Below are 18,822 nucleotides of genomic sequence, written 5' to 3' on the forward strand. Positions count from 1 at the left end.
CGGCGCTATTTCAGACGTTCAATTTTAACCTCCCTTAAAATTATACAGCGAGTAAATCTTCAGATTTAGGAGCCGTACAATTCGTGCGCGAGAGCGCACACGTACATCCGCGAGTTTTCTTTCGAAAACTCGAAGTTAAATTGAACGGCGCCATCTCAGACGTTCAATTTTAACCTCCGTCGCAACTCCAGTCGGCGGCATATCTGCAATATTCGGTAGACATCGCATATAGCAAAAAGGGCGCACAAAACTTTGCGCGCCCTCTCATAAAAACAAAATTAATAATTATTTATTTTGCAGCTTTGATCGCGTTCATCGCTTCGATTGCATGCCCCGCGCTGCCGAGCACGTTTTTATTTTTGTGCGCATACATCGCTTTCAATTCGTCGCGGGCCGGTCCGAGATAGAGACGAGGATCGAACACGGTGGGGTCTTCGGTGAGTACGCGCCTGATTGCCGCAGTCATCGCAAGGCGTCCGTCCGAATCGATATTGATCTTGCATACGGCGGATTTTGCCGCTTTGCGCAGCTGATCTTCGGGAATACCGACGGAATCGGGGATCTTACCGCCGTATTTTTCGATCTCTTTGACATACTGTACCGGAACCGACGACGCGCCGTGAAGCACGATCGGAAATCCCGGAAGCTTTTTTTCGATCTCTTCGAGCACGTTAAATGCGAGCGGCGGCGGAATTAAAACACCGTCTGCAGTGCGCGTACACTGTTCGGGTGTGAATTTACATCTGCCGTGACTCGTGCCGATGGAAATGGCAAGCGAATCGACGCCCGTTTTGCCGACAAAATCCTGTACTTCTTCGGGCTTCGTGTAGTGGCTTTCGGCCGCGCTCACTTCGTCTTCGACGCCGGCCAACACGCCGAGCTCGCCTTCGACGGTAACATAATCTTTTTGCGCGTGCGCGAAATCGCACACCTGTTTTGTCATCTTCACGTTTTCATCGTAGGGAAGAGCCGAACCGTCGATCATCACGGATGAAAATCCGCTTTCGATACAGTCTTTTGCGACTTCGAATGACGGACCGTGATCGAGGTGGAGCACGATCGGAATATCGCAGCCGAGCTCATGCGCATATTCGACCGCACCGGCTGCAAGGTGGCGAAGCATGTATTTATCGGCGTACGCGCGCGCGCCTTTTGAAACCTGCAGGATAACCGGCGACTGGGTTTCAACGCAAGCTTGGATAATCGCCTGCAGTTGTTCCATATTGTTGAAGTTGTATGCCGGAAGCGCATAGTGTCCGGCCATCGCCTGCTGGAACAGCACTTTCGTGTTGACCAGTCCGATCTCTTTGTAACTGTGCATAGAAAACTCCTGTAAAGTCCCTGAAAAGCTGTTGCTTTCGGAAAACTTTTTTCATACCGTCCGCATCGAAGCGGAAGCGGTTTTTTGATATACGGATTTGCGACGCAAATCCCGGTTTGCAAAACGGACTCACCGTTTAAAACCGTCTCTTATATGTCCGTGTGTCATTGTAAACATTTTTACAGAGGGTGACAAGCTATCGATTTCTATTTCTATTATATGATGCGATTTTTATGGCGCCGTTTTTTGAATCAGAGAAAAATATATGGGTCCCGCTCCGTTTTGCCTGTCGGGTAAAACGTGAAAGCCGTATTTCGTTTTTTCGGCTTCGGGAAGAGGTACATCGCAAAAGAGCTTGAGCCTTTGCCTTTCGTGAGGAATAACATCGAGCACGATTTTTACCGTATCGAATTTTTTTAAAAGCCGTTCGACGACACCGTCGTTTTCGGTGGGAACGAGAGCGCACGTCGAATAGAGTATGTAGCCGTCGGGATTGAGCATGCGGTAAGCGGACGACAGGAGCGCCCACTGAGCGATCGCCGAAGTTTTTATGCGTGAAGGAGTCCACTCGGCAAGGTATTTCGCATCGGTAAAAACGTGGCGTTCGGACGAACACGGTGCGTCGAGCAGGATGCGGTCGAATCTCGCTTTTTCATCGAGACACATTTTCGCGCCGTCGCTCACGCTCGTCGTTACGCGCGCAAAAACACTCTCGGAAAGACAGTTTTCAAGGACGCACCTGAGTCTTTTGCTACGCTCCCGAGAACGCTCGTTCGCAACAAGATACGCATCGCCTTCCATGAGAGATGCGAGGATGAGCGTTTTGCCGCCCGGTGCCGCGCAAAGGTCGAGAACAGTATGCGCACCGGCAAGCGGAAGCGAAGAAGCAGCGAGAACGCTTGCGGCATCGAGAAAATACGGCTCCCTTCCGCCCGCGTTCCACGATGCATAGCGGACATCGCCTGAAAGCGCTTTTTTGATTTTCGGCCACCGCTGTCCGTACAGCGCCGAATAGTACGATTCGAATCCCTCTTTTCCCGAAAGCTTTTGCGCACTTCTATCTTTCCGCATATCGCTCCGTTCATTCACAGCTTTCCGCCGGCATTTACGATCCCCATTCGCTTACCCGCTAACGATTCGCGCCCCGCCCCGCATCCGATGTGCGGGAACTTCGAGCGGAAACTTCGGCGACAAGTTCGTCGTTTTCTTTTTTAGCGATTCGAAAAGCTTCAGCCCGCACCCGTCCCCGATACACCCGCCCCTCTTTTTCGCCGTACCCCATCGCGCCTGCACTTTGTGATGCAGAACCTGAGTACGGCACAGCGGAAGTCGGAACGACGCGCCAAATACCGTCCGTTTTTTCAAGCGCGAGAATACCGCGATCGATTTTAAAATCGATAACACGGCGTGCGGATTCTTTGATCCGCTTTGCAAAACGTTCGTCTTCCTTCGCGCGGGAAACGAGCAGCGCGTGTTCGCGTGCAAACTTTTTTTCGGAAATCATAATCACATCGACGCCCGCTTCGATCGCCGAAAGCGCCGCCCGTTCCGGAGGATAGCCGTTTTCCGAAAGAGCGGCCATAAAGATATCGTCCGAAAATACGAGTCCTTTAAATCCGAGCTCGCCGCGCAGCTTCTCCCCTATCCAAACGCGCGAAAGACACGCAGGTGTATGAGAATCGGCAAGCGAGACGCGGGCATGCGACATAAGAACGCCTGCGCTTCCGAGAGAGACAAGGCGGGAAAACGGATAGCAAACCGTTTTATTAAATTCCTCTTCGGAAATATCGATTTCGGGCAAACCCGTGTGCGGATCGGTATTCGTGTTGCCCGGGAAATGCTTTATCACCGCGGCGACGCCGTTATTTTGCAGCGCATTGAGAGATGCCGTTCCGTATGCGACGACGCTCACCGCATCTCCGAAGCTTCGCTCAGCGATAAAGGCTTCGTTCGATCCGGTGCGCACTTCGACGACAGGCGCGATATTGACGGTAAAGCCGAGAAGCCGCATCTGAGACGCCTGCAGCGAATACAAGCGATACGCCTCCGGCACCGAAAACGTTTCGGCGACAACTCCGTTTGCGGGAAGTTTTCCTGCAACACCTTTCAGCCGGCACACGTCTCCGCCCTCCTGATCGAGTGCGAGGTAGGGCGGAATGCAACCGTGTGCAGCGCAGTACGAAAAAATCGAATCGGTAAAATTAATAATTCTTTCCGGAGTGTCGGCGATATTGTATGAAAAGAAAATATAGCCGCCCGGCATGAGCGCTTTGCCGCGCGAAGCATCCGTCCATTCGACGGGAGTGAATACGTCGTCTCCGACGAGGTTTTCCATAAAAAGCTGGGCGACCTGCTCTTCGATCGAGAGGGATGCAACATACGAAAAAAGAGCATCCTGTTTTGCCGCAAGCGTTCGGACGGCATCTTCATGTACGATGCGTGCACGCTCCCTCATAAGCCCATCGCGCCGCATCTCTCGCCTCTCGGGAGCGGAGCACGAAGCGAACACAAAAGCTGCAATCAAAAAAAGCGAGAAGCCGTCCCGTACACTCCGCATACAACGGATTATATGCCTTTTCGGGATGATACTGCAAGAGCGAGCATATCTCCTCTAAAAAAATTTTAACTCGACAGACGGAACGATTTTAAGGTAACAGTCTACAACAGTCGACGCATAAACAGTCGACGCATAATTGACATATCGCTTTTTTATCGTTATATTTAAAAAAATTCGTTTTGGAGGAATGCTATGGCCGGAGCAAGTAAAAACTCCCGTACATCGGTTTCAACGCATAAATTCATGTGTCCCGACTGCGGCGGAGAAATCATAATGAAGACCATGTTCGAAAAAGGAAAAGTCAAAAACGTCGCGGAATGCTCGAAGTGCAAACGGACGGAGCGGCGGCCGAAAGATTTTAAATAATTTTTTTCGTTCGACAATGCGAAAACCGCACTCATGGGTGCGGTTTTTTTATTTAGCCCGCCACGCGTCGAGCTGCGCTTGGATGAGGCGCGGAGCTTCTTCCAAGATCGCGTTTTGCGCTTCTTTCGTTTTCGGCGCATCGTAGATTTTTACGATCGTCACTTTATAACTGCCGTTTTTCAAATTCGTCATGATGGTCCGGAGCCTGCCGATTTCCCAACCGCCGTCAAGCGCGCACACGACGACGGGGAGCGCGGTCGCTTCGGCGAGTTTTCGAAATCCTGCAGAATAAAACTTTCCTACGTTTCCGTTCCGTGTCCGAGAGCCTTCGGGAAAGAGCACCGGTATCTGGTCGCGATCGAGCACACGCTTTGCAAAATCTTCGAGCGTTTTCATCGCTGTTACGGGACTTGCCCTTCGCGGGATAAGGCAGTGCTCTTGAGAACGCAGCATTTCCGACACGAGCGGAATGTGGCGTCCGAGTTCGGCTTTCGCGACGAAGCGCAGATTTTTATCGCGGAAATAATTCATATAGCAGGGTATGTCGAAAAGGCTTTGGTGATTCGAAATGATCATAAACTGCGGCGGAAGTTCGTCAAAGCGCCGCTTGTCGCCGATGAAACGAAAATGTTTGTAGCAGGATAAAATCGCAAAAAGGCGCGGCGCTATCGTGCGCACGATATAATCGGAAAGAGCAAGGCTCGCTTTTTTCGATACGGGATATAAAACAATATTGCCGATAGACGGCAGTGTTACCATTGCAAACAGGCAGCATAATGTGACAAGGCTCGACATGGCATCATAATATAATGAAAAGTCTCAGCTGTCAAATAGAAAGCGCTCGGTCTCCGCGACAATCGTATCGATATCTTCGTAGAGTCGTTTCGATTCGGGTATGCTGCCTAAAAATATCGTGCCGTAGCGCTTTTCATAAATTCGTTTGTCGAGGAGCGTAACACAGCCTCGGTCATCGCTCCGCCTGATGAGACGTCCGAATCCCTGCCGAAATTTGATGACCGCTTCGGGAACGCTGAGCTCCATAAACGGATTTCCGCCGCGACGCGCGACGGCTTCCGAACGGGCGGTAAAGACGGGATCGTTCGGTACGGAAAACGGCAGTTTTACGATGATCACTTGAGAAAGAGAAGTGCCGGGCACGTCGACGCCCTGCCAAAACGAATCGGTTGCAAAGAGCACGCTTCCAATATCTTCGCGGAACGAAGCGAGGAGGCGGGAAGCATCGTCGTCGCCCTGTTTTAAAAGTCGGAACTTCGAAAGAAAGGGTGCCGCATCGGCAAAGGTGTTTCGAAGCATATCGTAGGACGTAAAGAGGACGAGCGTCCTGCCCCGTGCGGCGGAGACAAGGCGGCTTACGGCCGACACGACGAAGCGCTGAAAGTCGACGGCGTTTTCGGGAAGAGGGGCGTCGGACGGAACGGAAAAAAGCAGGTTCGTTTTATACGGAAACGGAGACGGAAAATCTCCGGTGCGGACGCACTCTTCATCGGCAAATGAAACGCCTGTCCGCCGCATCCACCACGAAAAATTTTTGTGTATCGAAAGCGTCGCCGACGTACACACGACCGACTGCATCGGCTCGAATACGCCCGTGTTCATAAGAGGCGCGATGTCGAGCGGCGTTTTCGTAAACAGCGTATACTGCCGCTCATCGTCTTTCGTCGAAAGCGCATCGCTCGGAAGATATTTTTTTTGCAAGTAAAACACCGAATCGCGTTTTTCGTCCCACGCCGTAAAGTCGTTGAACAAAAGCAAAGCCGCTTCGAGCCTGCGAACGACGAGCTTCGCTTCCCAATACGCGCCTGCCGCTTTGTCCTCGTCCGTGATGCCTTCCATCAATTCTTTTACGAGGGCGATAAGCGATGAAAGAGACGACGCAAGGGAAGCTGCAAGCGAAAGGAGCGGACCGAAATTGCGCGAAGTCGCATCGGAGAGGCGGATCGTGTAATCGTCCTGCAATATATCTCCCGCCGCAGTTTCCAAATCCGCAATCGCCGACTTAACGCGGCTCACGATTCCGCTCGCATCCGCCGCGCGCTCTTCGTTCGACGACAAAATTGCAAGCGTGCAGATATATCCCGCTTCGGAATTTTTGTGTCTGCGGTACAAAAGATTTACTTGACGCAAAAGCGCAAATCGGTTCGCCGTACCGCTGAAAAAACTCGTCGCCGCGTTTTCGATGCCGTGCGCTTCATCGAATATGATGTGCCGATACGGCGGCAAAACCGCCTGATCGTCCCAGCCCGCCCCGCTCATGCGCGACTCGATGTCAGCGAAAAGCAAGTGGTGATTGACGACGACGATATCGGCAGAAGAAGCCTCTTTTCTCACTTTCATGACAAAGCACTGCGCGTAAAAGGGACAGCGCGGCCCCATGCACGCATCGCTTTCGCTTTTTATGCGCGACCATATCTTTTCCCCGGGCATAAAGGGCAAATCGCTTTTGCTTCCCGTCGCGCTCTTTTCAGCCCATTCGGAAATCGCGTCGAAGGTTTCCGTATCGTCTCCGAAAAGCTCCCGCTCGCTTCCGGCATCCGAAAGGCGGCGGAGGCATACGTAATTTTGTCTGCCTTTGACGAGGACGGCTTTGCACTTTTTTCCGATTATCTTCTCCGCCGCAGGGATGTCTTTTTCGCACAGCTGCTGCTGCAAATTGATCGTGCCCGTCGAAACGACGACGCGCTCTTTGTTCGAGAGAGCCCACAGCATCGCGGGGATGAGGTAGGCGTAGGATTTTCCGACGCCGGTTCCCGCTTCGAATACGCCGATCGAATTTTCATTGAAGGAGCGGGCGATGCTTCGAAGCAGGGCAATTTGCACGGGGCGCTCTTCGTAGCCTTCCGATTGCACCGAAAGAGGACCTCCGTTTTCGAGATAAAGGGCTGCCGCATCGATATCGAGTTTTTTAATCGATTTCGGTTTGACCGCTTCCATTACGACGTACACACGCGAAGCGCTGTTGTCGATGATGTAAAAACCCTGCGCGCGTCCGGACGCGTCGGAAGCGACCGCCATATCCGCGTCGGAAGGTTCGAGGTATCCGCTCGGGTGATTGTGGATGAGAACCGCGCATTCGCGCACGTCATTTTGATTGACGGGAACTTCGCTCTCATTGCCGCGGGCGCCGACTTTTACCGAAACGACGATACCCGACGAATCGATATCGCCGGTAAAAAACACTTCGTTGCCGCCCGCTTCACAAACGGCGCGCTTGAGTTCATCGATAACTGAATCTGAAAAATACTTTCGGCTGTCCATCGAAAGCTACAGAACGATGCTTCGAAGTTTATCGAGAGCCGCCCACGAAAACTCGTCGCGGAACAAAAAGCCGCACATACCCGCTTTTTCGGCGCCTTCGATATTCGCTTTCGTATCGTCGATAAAAATCGCACGAGAAGCTTCGACGCCTTCGGCACGCAAAATATAATCGAAAAAACGCACGTCGGGCTTTGCAAACCCCATGCGCTGGGAAAGATAGCAGCGGTCGAAATGCGACTCAAGCGAAGCGCACGCGTTCATCTTTTGCCAATGCCCCTCGCAAGTATTGGAGCCGCACACAACCCTCTTTCCGCGCGAATGAAGTTCGTCAACGAGCGCAAGAGCAGGCAGGTTCGGATAAGGCGTAAAAAGATCGACGAGGGGATCGGCATCGGAATCGACGCCGAATTTTTCGGATGCAGCCTTCCACCACTCCTTTGTCGTCATGACGCCTTCCATGAGCGGAATATCCGAACGCATATATTCGGCATAGACGTCGGCTTCGTTGAGATGATAGTGTAAAGCGATTTTTCCTATCGTTTGAAAATTGAAAATACAAACGCCACCGAGATCGAAAACGATTATATCCATGAATCATCTCCTAGCAGAATTGAACTGCTGTTGTCGGGATGAAAACCCGATGTCCTAACCACTAGACGAAGGAGACATACGGCACCTGCCGTTTTGAAACTATAGCATACTCGGACATAACGTGTCAATATGCCGCTTGTATTTTGCGTATAGACGGGATATACTGAACAAAACCTTACTTGGGAGGATTTTATGACAATACGCAAATTTTTAAAATCGTTTTTCGCATTCGCGGCGGCATTTCTTTTATCGACCGCCTCCGTGTTCGGAGCGAGCGGGGATATCGGCAAATCGTTCGAATCCTTTACGGACAAAATGACGGAAGTGCTTCCCGAAACGACGACGCAGCTCGGCGTTTGGTCGGACGCATATATCGGAAAATTATTCCCGTCCGCACCGCCCCACTTCGGTCTCGGCGTTACGGTCGCAGGTACCTTTATAAAGACAAAAGAATTTTCATCGGTTGCCGAAGCGATCGTCAACGAAATCAACGGTGCTGCCGCAGGCGCATCGAAAGACTTCAATTTTTCGATCCCGAACACTATCCCCTTTCCCGCCTATTCGGTAAATGCGCGTTTGGGCGGCATCGTCCTTCCGTTCGATGTCGGCCTGTACGGTTCATACCTGAAAATCAATTCGCTGAAGTTCGAAGATTTTACCGGCGCGATCACCTACTATTCGTTCGGCGGCGATATCCGCTATGCCGTTATGAAAGGAAGCACCCTGCTTCCGAAAATATCCGTCGGCGCGGGTTACATATACACGCACATGGCGCTCGGTGTAAAAGGTTCGTCGACATACGACGGAATGGTCGGCTCCATACCTGCAAGCGTTACAGCAAATACGGACATGAATACGAACTTCGATCTGCACACGCTTTTCGTACAGGCGCAGGTTTCGAAAAAATTCTTTATCCTGACGCCCTATGCCGGTATGCGCGCCTATGTTACGGCGTCGAAAAGTCATTACGATTATGCGTATGCTTCGACATACGAAGTCGGAGGAGTGCCGCAGGGTAACGTCCCCAACGGAAGCGGAGGCGAAGCGCACGATTACAATTCGAAGGGTTTTGCATGGGGGAAAATCCAGCCGCAGCTCTATGCGGGTCTGGGCTTGAACATTTTCTTTTTCGACTGCACCCTCGGCGGCTGCTGGAATCCGCGAAACAATCTTTGGAGCGCAAACGTAAGCGCGCGCTTTAAGCTGTAAAATCGACCGTTTATAATTATTAATTATTAAAAAAGGCACTGCCGTTTCGGTCGTGCCTTTTTTTAAGCGTGTCGCCTCTTTCCGTCGAATTTAACTTCGTGCAAAAACAATCCCTCGGGCGGAGCGGTTATGCCCGCTTTCCTCCGATCCTTCTCGTCCATGATTTTTTTAAGCGCATCGTCGGGAGCTCCTTTTTTTTCGAGCTGTAAAAGCGTGCCGGTGAGCGTACGCACCATTTTCCACAAAAACGCGTTCGCTTCTATTTCGAATACAACGAGGGAGCCGTACGGAAACGCGCTCTCAATAAAAAATCCCACACGCTCGATATAGCGCTTTGTCGAAAGGCTTACATCCCCCGAAGCGGCAAAAGACGCACAGTCGAGTTCCCCCGAAAGGCATGCGGCAAGCGCATTGAGCTTTTGTACATCGGGCATTCTGAAAAGCGGCCACACGTAACGCGAAAGGTGCGCAGGAGGCGTGCCCGATGCGAACATATAATAGCGGTATACCCTGCTCGTCGCGCTGTATCGCGCGTTGAACTTTTCATCGACCGAAGATGCACTCATAACGCGCACGTCGGGGGGCAGCATATTGTTGATTATTAAAGGATATTTTTCGATAGGGATCGAATCGATCGGAGAAAAAAAATTCGCCGCTTGAGAAAGCGCGTGGACTCCGCTGTCGGTGCGACCCGATCCGTAAAGCGTGATATGGGTGCCGTGCAGTTTTGCAAGCGCTTCTTCGAGGACGGCCTGCACGGTGCGAACGCTCTTTCCCGCATCGCTTCCGTCCTGACGCTGCCATCCGCAAAAATACGTGCCGTCATAGGAAAGGGTCAATAGGATATTGCGCATCGCTTTCTCTAAATATTGTCATCGCGCACTTCAGCCGAAAGTTTGTCGTAGAGATCGCGCGATTTTTCGAGCAGGGGACCCGGCTTCGCTTTCGAAGATTTTCCGAGACCGAAGATGCGCGCGATCGCCGTTTTCGACTGGCTCAATTTTTTGAGTCGGAGCTGCTGATCGTCCGTCTGCCCGTATTTGTATTCGAGCAATCCGCACAGGTAGATGACTCCGTCCCAGCCGTAATTTTTATCCATGTCGGGACCGCAGTTTGCAAGCGTCGAGCTTTTTTCGACGCGGTTCATTTCGTTCAGAACAGCCTGTTCATAAAAAAACGTGGCCTTTTGATAAAACACTTTCGACATATAATCGTAATTGTGACCGGGACAGCGTTCGTTCAATTCTCCGGAGAGCCACGCAAGACGCAGCGAAAGGATCGCGCGCTTCATGGTCGGAAGCAGCTCAACATTCGCATCCTCGTAGGTGAGCAGCGCAAGGTAATACATTGCGCTGCCGTCGAAAAGGGAGCGCTGACGGTGCAGATCGAAATACGGAAAGACGGTGTTGACCGCCTGTTTCCGCTTTTCCGAATGGGAATATATTTTTTCGATTGCGTCTTTGTTTTTGATGTCTTTAAAATCGGACCACAGCATCGCCGTAAAACAGTTGGGGCACGCGCCGATATCGTAGATGAGAGGATAGATGCGACCGTACCGTTTCGACGGTTCGAAGATGCGGTGCAGTTCGTCGGTGAGTTTTCCGGCTATCATTCTGCCCTGCCCCGAAAGCATGATCTCTCGGTCGAACTCTTTGCGGCACACGGGACACAGGCATTTGTCTTTCGACCAATACGAAAGCGCAATTTTCTTTTTATCGGATTCCTTTTTTACGCCTTGAATCGTCATACTCCAACCTTTGCACGCATCATACGATAATTCTACACTTCAATGACGACAAATGCAACAGCATATTCCTTTTCGTGGCTGAGCGATACGGATATGCGTGCGCACGATCCGCACCGCATTTCGACGAGGGCGGCAGCGCGTCCTTCGAGGCGAAGTTCGGGCTTGCCTTCTGCATTGTGTCCTACATACACTTCGCCGAGATCGAAACCCGCAACGCCCGTTCCGAGCGCTTTCGAAAATGCTTCTTTGACGGAAAAGCGCGATGCGTAATGTTCCTGCAGTTTTTGGCGGGAACCGGAAGTTTTTATTTCGCGTTTATTAAAAAAACGCTCGATCAAATCGGGATTTTCGATCCACTTTGCAAAGCGGCGCACGTCGGCTATGTCGGTTCCGATACCGTAGATCATCGGCCGGCGCTCTCCGACTGAGTTTCGCGGCGCACTCTTACCGCAACGCTCACCGTTTCCGCGCTTTGATTTTCTATTTGAAAATACGACGGAAGCGTAATGTGTACGGGTAAATCGTAGGTACCGACCTTATCGATCGCGCTGCAGTCGGCATATACGGCGCTTTCCGAAAGTTCATAATCTTCGAGCGTCGGCACGGTTCCTGCGACGTCGAAACTTATCTTCGGAGATTCTCCTTCGGCTTCGAGCGCTTCGGGCAAAAACAAAAGGCGCACCGGCACATCGGTAAACTTTTTTACGAGCGGTTCTTCCGCAACGTCGACGTGCACGGTATAGGATTTTGCGGGGTTTATCGCGAGGAGCGAATTGATGTTTTGCAGCGACGCTTCAAACGTTTTCGAAACAGTAAGGGCGGTCACGTCGATCGCGGACGTATACACCTGCTTCGTTTCGTCGACGGCTCTGCGCGGTCCCACAATTTCGACCGTCGCCGGTTCCACAGACATTTTGGTAACGGCATAGCCGTGGGGCACTTCGCCTGAAAGAGAGGGGGCGATAGACACGTATTTCAGCGTCTTTTCTTCGAGGCGCATGGATACCGATTCGGGATTCAATTTTATTTCAAAGGGATCCATGAGCAAAAGTTTCGGCGACAAGTGCACGGACACGGGAACCGAAAAGCTCCCTTCCTTTTCGTATTTCGTCAAATCGATCGTCGCCGTAAAATCGCTCTGCAGCGTTTCCGCAATATTTTCAGCCGTCGATCGTACCGTTATGCGCACATATTCGGGATAATCGCTCATCGGATACATACCTCCGTCGGCGACAACTTTTAACGGGACGGTATACGTTTTCCGATCGAGGATCGATGTGATGTGTACGACATAGAGTCCGAGCGCGAGGCCGAAGCAGATCACTTTTGCCTGCCAATTTTCCGTGAGCTTTTCAAACAGCTGCTTTGTTTTCATCTATCGTATCCTCTACCTGATATGCGTCGGGCGTAATTTCGAGAAGGTTTTCGAGAATCTTCGTCAGCTCCGTCATCGTCAAATCGTAGTGCAGCTTCGAATCGTATGCGAGGCTTATCGCGCCCGTCTCTTCGGACACGACGAGCACAACGGCGTCCGAAACTTCCGAAAGACCGAGAGCCGCGCGGTGACGCGTACCGAAAGTTTTTTTAATATCATACTGTTCGCTCAGCGGCAAAAAACAGCCTGCGGCGAGGAGCTTTCCGCCGAGCACAAAACAGGCGCCGTCGTGGAGAGGAGTGTCCATGCCGAAAATCGTCACGAGCAGGCTCGACGAAAGGTCGGCGTTGAGCTTTGTACCGGTATTGAGGATATCGTCCATCTTCGTGTGCCGTTCGAATACGACGAGCATACCCCGCTTTTGCTTCGACAGTATCTCCGCCGCGATCAAAACGGAATCGACATAAGTGTGCTTTGAACGACTGCCGAAAGCGAACCACCTGCTCTGCCCGAGCTTTAAAAAGAGTTTCCGCATTTCCGGCTGAAACACGATCGCAAAGGCGATGAGAAAGCCGGGTCCCATGACGTTTAAAATCCACTGCAGCGTTTCGAGATGCAAAAAAATGGAAGCGGCATAGGCCAAGCCGACGATGACGGCGGCGCGGATGATCTGCATACCGTTCGTTTTGACGATGAGCCGGTAGGCCTTATACAGGATAAACGTGAGGATACCGATATCGAGGATGAGCCTGATATAATCGTATGCCGCACGCAAACTGTCCAACGATTTCAATGTAATCCTCCATAAAAACTTTTGCAGGATGTTTTGACATCCGAAAAAGTTTTTAATCGTGCGCAAGCCCCGCAACGAGCGCGTAAGCGCGAAGTTTCGAGCGGCGCACACGTCGAATAGTCGAGTTTGCAAAATAAAGCATATTGTATTTCGTGCAATTTTATTGAAACGGCACGTATACACGTATTCTGCAAACATCCAAGCAAACTCGAAATGAAAGACACCGGCGATATTTCAGACGGTGTCTTTCATCATCCTCCGTTACAATATAAAAACTTAATCGACCAATGCTTTCATCACGCGAAGCGAATCGAAAGCGGCTCCGACGTCGTGTACGCGGATGATGGACGCACCATTCATGACGGCGATCATATCCGCCGCAATCGTACCGCAGAGCCGATCTTCGGCGCGCTTCCCCGTCATCTCGCCGATGCAGGTTTTCCGCGACAGCGCCATGAGAACGGGATAAGAGCCGCCGCAAAGCTTTCCGCAGTTTTTAATAAGAATGCGGTTCGCGTCGAAATCTTTGCCGAAACCGATTCCCGGATCGACGATGATTTTATTCGGCTCGATGCCTCGGGAAAGCGCATACGAAACGCGCGAGGCAAGGTATGCGTCCACTTCCCGAAACACGTCTCGGTACGACGTATCGTTTTGCATTATAGCAGGAATTCCGCGTTTGTGCATCAGTATGACGGGGATCCCCTTTTCGGCGGCAAAGGATGCGATATCCTCATCGTCTTCGAGAGAGGAAACGTCGTTTAAGATATTCGCGCCTTCCGAAACGGCAGCTTCGATCACTTCTTTTTTCCGCGTATCGACCGAAATCGCTACGGACGATGCGGCTCGAATTTTTTTTATCACCGGAATGATGCGCCGTATCTCTTCTTCGGCTGAAACATAGGCAGCCCCCGGTCGCGTCGATTCTCCGCCGACGTCGATAATATCGGCTCCTTCATCGATGAGCTTCAGCGCAAGGTTTTCGCCTCCTCTGCTCCCTTCCCAAAACGAATCGGGCGTCGCGTTTACAATGCCCATAACAAAAGCGCACTCATCCGTTTTAATAATTCCGTCTTTGAGAAAAAGCGTTTTCACCGGTTATGCCTCCGCGCTTCGCACTCGTTGCAAGCACCGTGCCGGCAGGACATCGAAGCGCGCATCCGGAGCGGACGGCCGCAAATCGGGGCGCTCATTTCGAGTTCAGGCGTTCTGCAAGCGTCATTGCTGCGGCCGCGATGTCTTCGCTTGCCATGTGGGCATCTCGGCAAATTTCCGATCGCGTTCCCTGCGAATAAAATCGATCTTCAAAGGCTTTCAGGGCGACGAAGCGCATACCGCGTTTTACCAAGATTCCTTCCAGATACGAAGCGATACCGCCGGTCAAAACTCCGTCTTCAACGATGACCGCTCCGTCATAAGAAGAGGCGATGCGCGCAAAATACTCTTCGTCTATAGGCTTAATAAAACGGAGCGCGTAGATATCGGCATATATACCCTTCATCAAAAGCGATCGCGATGCGACGAGCGTTTCCGCGTACATCCCGCCCGTACACACAAAGAGCGTGCGGAAAAAAGTTCCCGCGTTTTTTTCTTCGAATTCAGCCGCTTGCAAAGGCGCGATATCCGATGCCGAAACAATGACGCCCCTGCCCTCTTCGATCGCGGAAGAAAAAGATACCTGCTCGGAAGGGCACGAAAGCTTCGGATAGCGGATCACGGTCGCACCCTCCGCCTCGACGGCAAAAGAAAGACAGCGTTTCAAATCTTCTGCGCTCGCGGGACACAAAATGCGAAGATGAGGGATCGGGCGCAAAAGAGCGATATCGAACAAGCCCTGATGCGTCTCGCCGTCTCCCGGAACGGCGCCCGCGCGGTCGAGCATAAAAACGACATGAACGCCCTGCAGTGCGATATCGTGAATCATTTGATCGATCGCCCGCTGGATAAAGGTCGAATAGATGCACACGACCGGCACGAGACCGCCCCGCGCGAGAGCGCCTGCAAAAGTGACGGCGTGTTCTTCTGCGATGCCGACGTCGAAAAAGCGCTTCGGATAACGGCGGGCAAAAGCGCTCAATCCCGTGCCCTTCGCCATGGCGGCCGTCACCGCGACGATCTTTTCGTTCGTTTCGGCAAGCGAAAGGAGGGCGTCGCTGAACGATTGGGTAAAACTCACTTCATCGAATTTTTCGACCGTGCCGTCGGATATGAGAAAGGGACCGATGCCGTGAAAGCGCTCCGGATTGTCTTCGGCGGGACTGTAACCCTTGCCCTTTTTCGTCACGACGTGGACGACGACCGGACGCGGAAGCTTCTCAACGCGGCGGAACACGCTCTCAAGCGTCTGTTCGTCGTGACCGTTCAAGGGGCCTACGTATTCGAAACCCAAATCGACAAACAAATTGTTCGTCAAAAACATACCCTTGAGGGCGCGTTTAAAGCGGAACGCGAGCTTTTCAAGTTTTTTATTAAAATACGGCACGCGGTCGATAAAGCGGTCGATTTTATAGCGGAAGGTTTGATACTGAGCGGACATCGTCATCCGCGAAAGATAGCGCGAAATGGATCCCGTATTGTGATCGATCGACATCTGATTGTCGTTGAGTACGACGATGAGATTTTTTGCAAGCTGTCCCGCATGCGAAAGCGCTTCGAAAGCCATCCCCCCCGTAAGCGCTCCGTCGCCGATGACAGCGACAACCTTTCCGCTTTTGTTTTGAATGCTCCTGGAAACGAGGAGACCGAGCGCCGAAGAGATAGATGTCGATGCGTGACCCGCGCTGAAAAAATCGTGTTCGCTTTCGCCTCTTCGCGTAAAACCCGAAATACCGCCCGAAAGTCGGAGCGTACCGAACGACGCGTAGCGCCCGGTCAGCAGCTTGTGCGCGTAGCACTGGTGGCTTACATCCCACACGATCGCGTCTTCGGGACTCGAAAACACGCGGTGCAGCGCGATCGTAAGTTCGACGACGCCGAGATTGCTTGCGAGGTGACCGCCGTTTTTACCGACGACTTCTATAATCGTTTTTCTGATTTCGCGGGCAAGAAGAGGAAGAGCGGACGGCGGAAGTTTTTTAATATCTTGAGGGGAATGTATGCCGGAAAGAATCGTAAAAAACCTCCGTAATTACAAACAAAAAAGACCGCGACGGTTACACGAACACACGCGGCCTATTCACAAAGTTTAAGCAAAAATCACTTGCTCTTGTGTCTGTTTTTTCTGAGCATCTTCTTTCGCTTATGTGTCGCCATCTTTTGACGCTTTCTTTTTTTTCCGCAGGGCACGACATTCTCCTTACATCGAATAGTGTTTTCCAGTATCGCAAAATTCGCGCAGTACGTCAAGAGCGTGACAAAGCCGTACAAAATATTTACTCACAAATATTTTGTGTCGCCATTCGTCGGAAACCGACTATCGAGGAAACCGACCGCCGGCCGCCCCGTCATTCGATATAGGGGATGTCGAAGTGCATACGGTCTTTGGTGAGTTCCGCGGCGGGAAAGATCATGCGCGCTTCGTCGAGCAAAACGGAAAGCTCCCTGTCGGTATAGCGCGGGCTGTAGTGAATCATCGCCATGCGTTTGACACCCGCGTCGCGAGCGATCGTCGCGGCCTGTTTTGCCGTCATGTGTTTTTTTTCTCTCGCCTGATCGATGAGCGCATCTTCGAACATGCCTTCACAGATCAAAAGATCGCTTCCGCGCACTTCGTCCGCGATCGACGGCTTGTAGAGCGTATCGGTCACATAACTGAACTTCCTTCCGCTCCGCGAGGGGCCGAGCACTTGGTCGGGCGTAACGGTTTTTCCGTCGGAAGCCGTAACGCTCTCGCCTTTTTGCAGTTTTCCCCACAGCGGCCCCATCGGCACTTTGAGCGCTTTCGCTTTTTCGGGACTGAACTCACCCGGTCGGTCGAGCTCTTCGAGCGTATAGCCGACGCAGGTTTTCGTGTGCGCGAGCGGAAATGCGCGGATATAAAACCCTTCCCCCCCGTGCACGACGCAGGGAGCCGTAATCTCTTTTACGACAACGGGATAATTGATAAACATATCGAGCACTTTGCGGCTCGTTTCGATATATTCGGCGATCTTCGGCGGGCCGTAGATATACAGCGGTTCGGTGCGATCCACTTGCGAAGAGAGCATCATAATGCCGGGCAGCCCCGTTACGTGATCGGCGTGGGTGTGCGACACAAAAATCGCATTTATCTTTTTCCACTTGAGATTGAGGCGCCTGAGCGACACTTGCGTTCCCTCTCCTCCGTCGAATAAAAAGAGCTCTCCTTCGCGGCGCAAAAGCACCGACGTGAGGTGGCGGTACGGGAGCGGCATCATTCCGCCGCAGCCCAAAACAAAAGCTTCCATATTCATAAGGCACGACCTGCAAGAATTTTTTTGATCCGTTTATGATAAAACGCTCTCGCGCTTTCGGCAAGCGCATAGGGCGCATAGAGCGGCGAAAGCGGAAAATCGAGGGATCCCGGGCGATGCACGATGCGCCCGCCGAATCCCGTTTTAAAAAGATAGAGACCGTACATCGGATGATTTTTATCGTCCGACGGCGGCATACCGTAAAAATCGTAGACGGCCGATCCGTAAGATTTCGCATCGCATATCGCAGTCCATTGCAAAAGATAGGCGGGCATGAGGTTTCGCTTGGCGTTTGAAGAAGCGCCGTAAAGATAGACCGCTTCGCTTTTAGAAAAGAGCGTGATGATCGACGCGAGGTTTTCCCCCTCGTGCGATGCGATATAGACCGTGATGAGCGGGGCATCTTTATGTGAAGCGCTCAAAGCGAAAAGGTCTTCATAGTATTTTTTTGCGTGAATCGCAATGCCGTCGCGGTTCGCCGTCGTCTTATAGAGTTCGTAAAAAATATCGAGAGCGCGCGAGGCGTCGGAATCGAGCGAAGGATTGTCCGCCTTATCGGTTCGCGCGCGGTATGCGCGGACGACAACGCCTTTTTTTTGTGCAAGGCGGATATTGTAACGCCATTTGCTTCGCATCGCAGAAAGGAGTTCATCTTCCGATTTTGTCAAATCGATAAGCGTCGTATCGGGCGGCTGAATATCGGTTTTCGTTTTAACGATCGCCAGTTTTTCCGAAGCAGCCGCTTGCTTCATCTCTGCGACAAAAAAATCGCGCGAAGATATCGAATAAAAATCGAGTGAGGAATCAAAGCGTATACAAAGCGTGTGCTTGGGGAGAAAGTCTTTAAGAGACTCTGAAAACTCCACCAAAAACTGCGCATACGAGGCGGCATCCTCCTGCCGCACGCCGACCCCTCCGTTTTCTTTTTCATCGGCTTTTATCGAGAGGTTTTGCAATGTACCGTTGTCACTGCCGTTGTCGCCGTAAAAAAAAGACGGCATCATCGGAATATAGGCGATGGAAAAATATTTTGCAAAGCGCCGCACGAGAACCGAAACGGTAAAAGCACCGCCCCCTTCCGATCGGACATCGAAAAAGAGCGATTTCCAGCCGTGCAGGGATTTAAACGCCGCCCAAAACGGCGACTGCAAAAAACGCTCTCCTCCGTCGGCAAGAGAGCGCGGAGAGAGCGGCGCAATCGTAAAAGCAAACACTTG

Annotated in this window: 17 protein-coding genes and 1 tRNA gene; 2 read left to right on the top strand and 16 right to left on the bottom strand. The window is 51.8% G+C overall.

Translation table 11 applies throughout. From position 1 onward, the window contains the following. Positions 1–289: 289 nt before the first annotated feature. The 3 genes from H9I36_RS06715 to H9I36_RS06725 all read right to left on the bottom strand — a co-directional run bounded on the left by H9I36_RS06715 (position 290) and on the right by H9I36_RS06725 (position 3,878). Positions 290–1,321, bottom strand: a complete 1,032-nt coding sequence (locus H9I36_RS06715; RefSeq protein ID WP_187384605.1) for a class II fructose-bisphosphate aldolase — start codon at positions 1,319–1,321, stop codon at positions 290–292. Positions 1,322–1,552: 231 nt separating this feature from the next. Further along, positions 1,553–2,410 carry an RsmB/NOP family class I SAM-dependent RNA methyltransferase gene (locus H9I36_RS06720; RefSeq protein ID WP_370586957.1) on the bottom strand — a complete coding sequence of 286 codons (858 nt, stop codon included), beginning with the start codon at positions 2,408–2,410 and terminating at the stop codon, positions 1,553–1,555. Between the two features lie 40 nt (positions 2,411–2,450). Then, positions 2,451–3,878, bottom strand: coding sequence for a glycoside hydrolase family 3 N-terminal domain-containing protein (locus tag H9I36_RS06725; RefSeq protein WP_255422690.1), 1,428 nt, complete (start codon positions 3,876–3,878; stop codon positions 2,451–2,453). A gap of 192 nt (positions 3,879–4,070) precedes the next feature. Here H9I36_RS06725 and H9I36_RS06730 point away from each other — a divergent pair, with 192 nt between their 5' ends. Further along, positions 4,071–4,244 (top strand): hypothetical protein, encoded by a 174-nt coding sequence (locus H9I36_RS06730; RefSeq protein WP_187384606.1) that lies wholly within the window; start codon positions 4,071–4,073, stop codon positions 4,242–4,244. A gap of 48 nt (positions 4,245–4,292) precedes the next feature. Here H9I36_RS06730 and H9I36_RS06735 read toward each other — a convergent pair whose 3' ends face one another. The 4 genes from H9I36_RS06735 to H9I36_RS06750 all read right to left on the bottom strand — a co-directional run bounded on the left by H9I36_RS06735 (position 4,293) and on the right by H9I36_RS06750 (position 8,187). Beyond that, positions 4,293–5,003, bottom strand: a complete 711-nt coding sequence (locus H9I36_RS06735) for a lysophospholipid acyltransferase family protein (RefSeq protein WP_255422691.1) — start codon at positions 5,001–5,003, stop codon at positions 4,293–4,295. Between the two features lie 60 nt (positions 5,004–5,063). Next, positions 5,064–7,520, bottom strand: coding sequence for a helicase C-terminal domain-containing protein (locus H9I36_RS06740; RefSeq protein WP_187384608.1), 2,457 nt, complete (start codon positions 7,518–7,520; stop codon positions 5,064–5,066). Between the two features lie 6 nt (positions 7,521–7,526). Then, positions 7,527–8,111 carry an HAD family hydrolase gene (locus H9I36_RS06745; RefSeq protein ID WP_187384609.1) on the bottom strand — a complete coding sequence of 195 codons (585 nt, stop codon included), beginning with the start codon at positions 8,109–8,111 and terminating at the stop codon, positions 7,527–7,529. Positions 8,112–8,115: 4 nt separating this feature from the next. After that, positions 8,116–8,187, bottom strand: a tRNA-Glu gene (locus H9I36_RS06750). 116 nt (positions 8,188–8,303) lie between these two features. Here H9I36_RS06750 and H9I36_RS06755 point away from each other — a divergent pair. Then, the gene (locus tag H9I36_RS06755; protein WP_187384610.1) at positions 8,304–9,320 is read left to right on the top strand and encodes a hypothetical protein; all 1,017 of its coding nucleotides are present in this window, start codon (positions 8,304–8,306) and stop codon (positions 9,318–9,320) included. 62 nt (positions 9,321–9,382) lie between these two features. Here H9I36_RS06755 and truA read toward each other — a convergent pair whose 3' ends face one another. From truA to H9I36_RS06800, 9 genes are all read right to left on the bottom strand, one after another. Then, positions 9,383–10,174, bottom strand: coding sequence for a tRNA pseudouridine(38-40) synthase TruA (truA, locus tag H9I36_RS06760; protein ID WP_187384611.1), 792 nt, complete (start codon positions 10,172–10,174; stop codon positions 9,383–9,385). 8 nt (positions 10,175–10,182) lie between these two features. Next, entirely contained in the window at positions 10,183–11,067 is an 885-nt protein-coding gene (locus H9I36_RS06765) for a DUF2225 domain-containing protein (RefSeq protein WP_187384612.1), read from the bottom strand. A gap of 32 nt (positions 11,068–11,099) precedes the next feature. Beyond that, the gene (acpS, locus tag H9I36_RS06770) at positions 11,100–11,474 is read right to left on the bottom strand and encodes a holo-ACP synthase (RefSeq protein ID WP_187384613.1); all 375 of its coding nucleotides are present in this window, start codon (positions 11,472–11,474) and stop codon (positions 11,100–11,102) included. Continuing rightward, entirely contained in the window at positions 11,471–12,442 is a 972-nt protein-coding gene (locus H9I36_RS06775) for a CdaR family protein (RefSeq protein ID WP_187384614.1), read from the bottom strand. The genes acpS and H9I36_RS06775 overlap by 4 nt, the downstream gene beginning before the upstream one ends. Further along, complete coding sequence (gene cdaA, locus H9I36_RS06780) at positions 12,420–13,235, bottom strand: diadenylate cyclase CdaA (protein ID WP_187384615.1); 816 nt, start codon at positions 13,233–13,235, stop codon at positions 12,420–12,422. The genes H9I36_RS06775 and cdaA overlap by 23 nt, the downstream gene beginning before the upstream one ends. Positions 13,236–13,511: 276 nt before the next feature. Further along, entirely contained in the window at positions 13,512–14,330 is an 819-nt protein-coding gene (gene folP / locus H9I36_RS06785; RefSeq protein ID WP_187384616.1) for a dihydropteroate synthase, read from the bottom strand. A 94-nt stretch (positions 14,331–14,424) separates the two neighbouring features. Continuing rightward, positions 14,425–16,344 (bottom strand): 1-deoxy-D-xylulose-5-phosphate synthase, encoded by a 1,920-nt coding sequence (dxs, locus tag H9I36_RS06790; protein WP_187384711.1) that lies wholly within the window; start codon positions 16,342–16,344, stop codon positions 14,425–14,427. 334 nt (positions 16,345–16,678) lie between these two features. After that, positions 16,679–17,605, bottom strand: coding sequence for a ribonuclease Z (locus tag H9I36_RS06795; protein WP_187384617.1), 927 nt, complete (start codon positions 17,603–17,605; stop codon positions 16,679–16,681). After that, positions 17,602–18,819, bottom strand: coding sequence for a lipid II:glycine glycyltransferase FemX (locus H9I36_RS06800; protein ID WP_187384618.1), 1,218 nt, complete (start codon positions 18,817–18,819; stop codon positions 17,602–17,604). The genes H9I36_RS06795 and H9I36_RS06800 overlap by 4 nt, the downstream gene beginning before the upstream one ends. Positions 18,820–18,822: the final 3 nt, after the last annotated feature.

This window comes from Treponema sp. Marseille-Q4130, assembly GCF_014334325.1.
GTDB lineage: Bacteria > Spirochaetota > Spirochaetia > Treponematales > Treponemataceae > Treponema_D.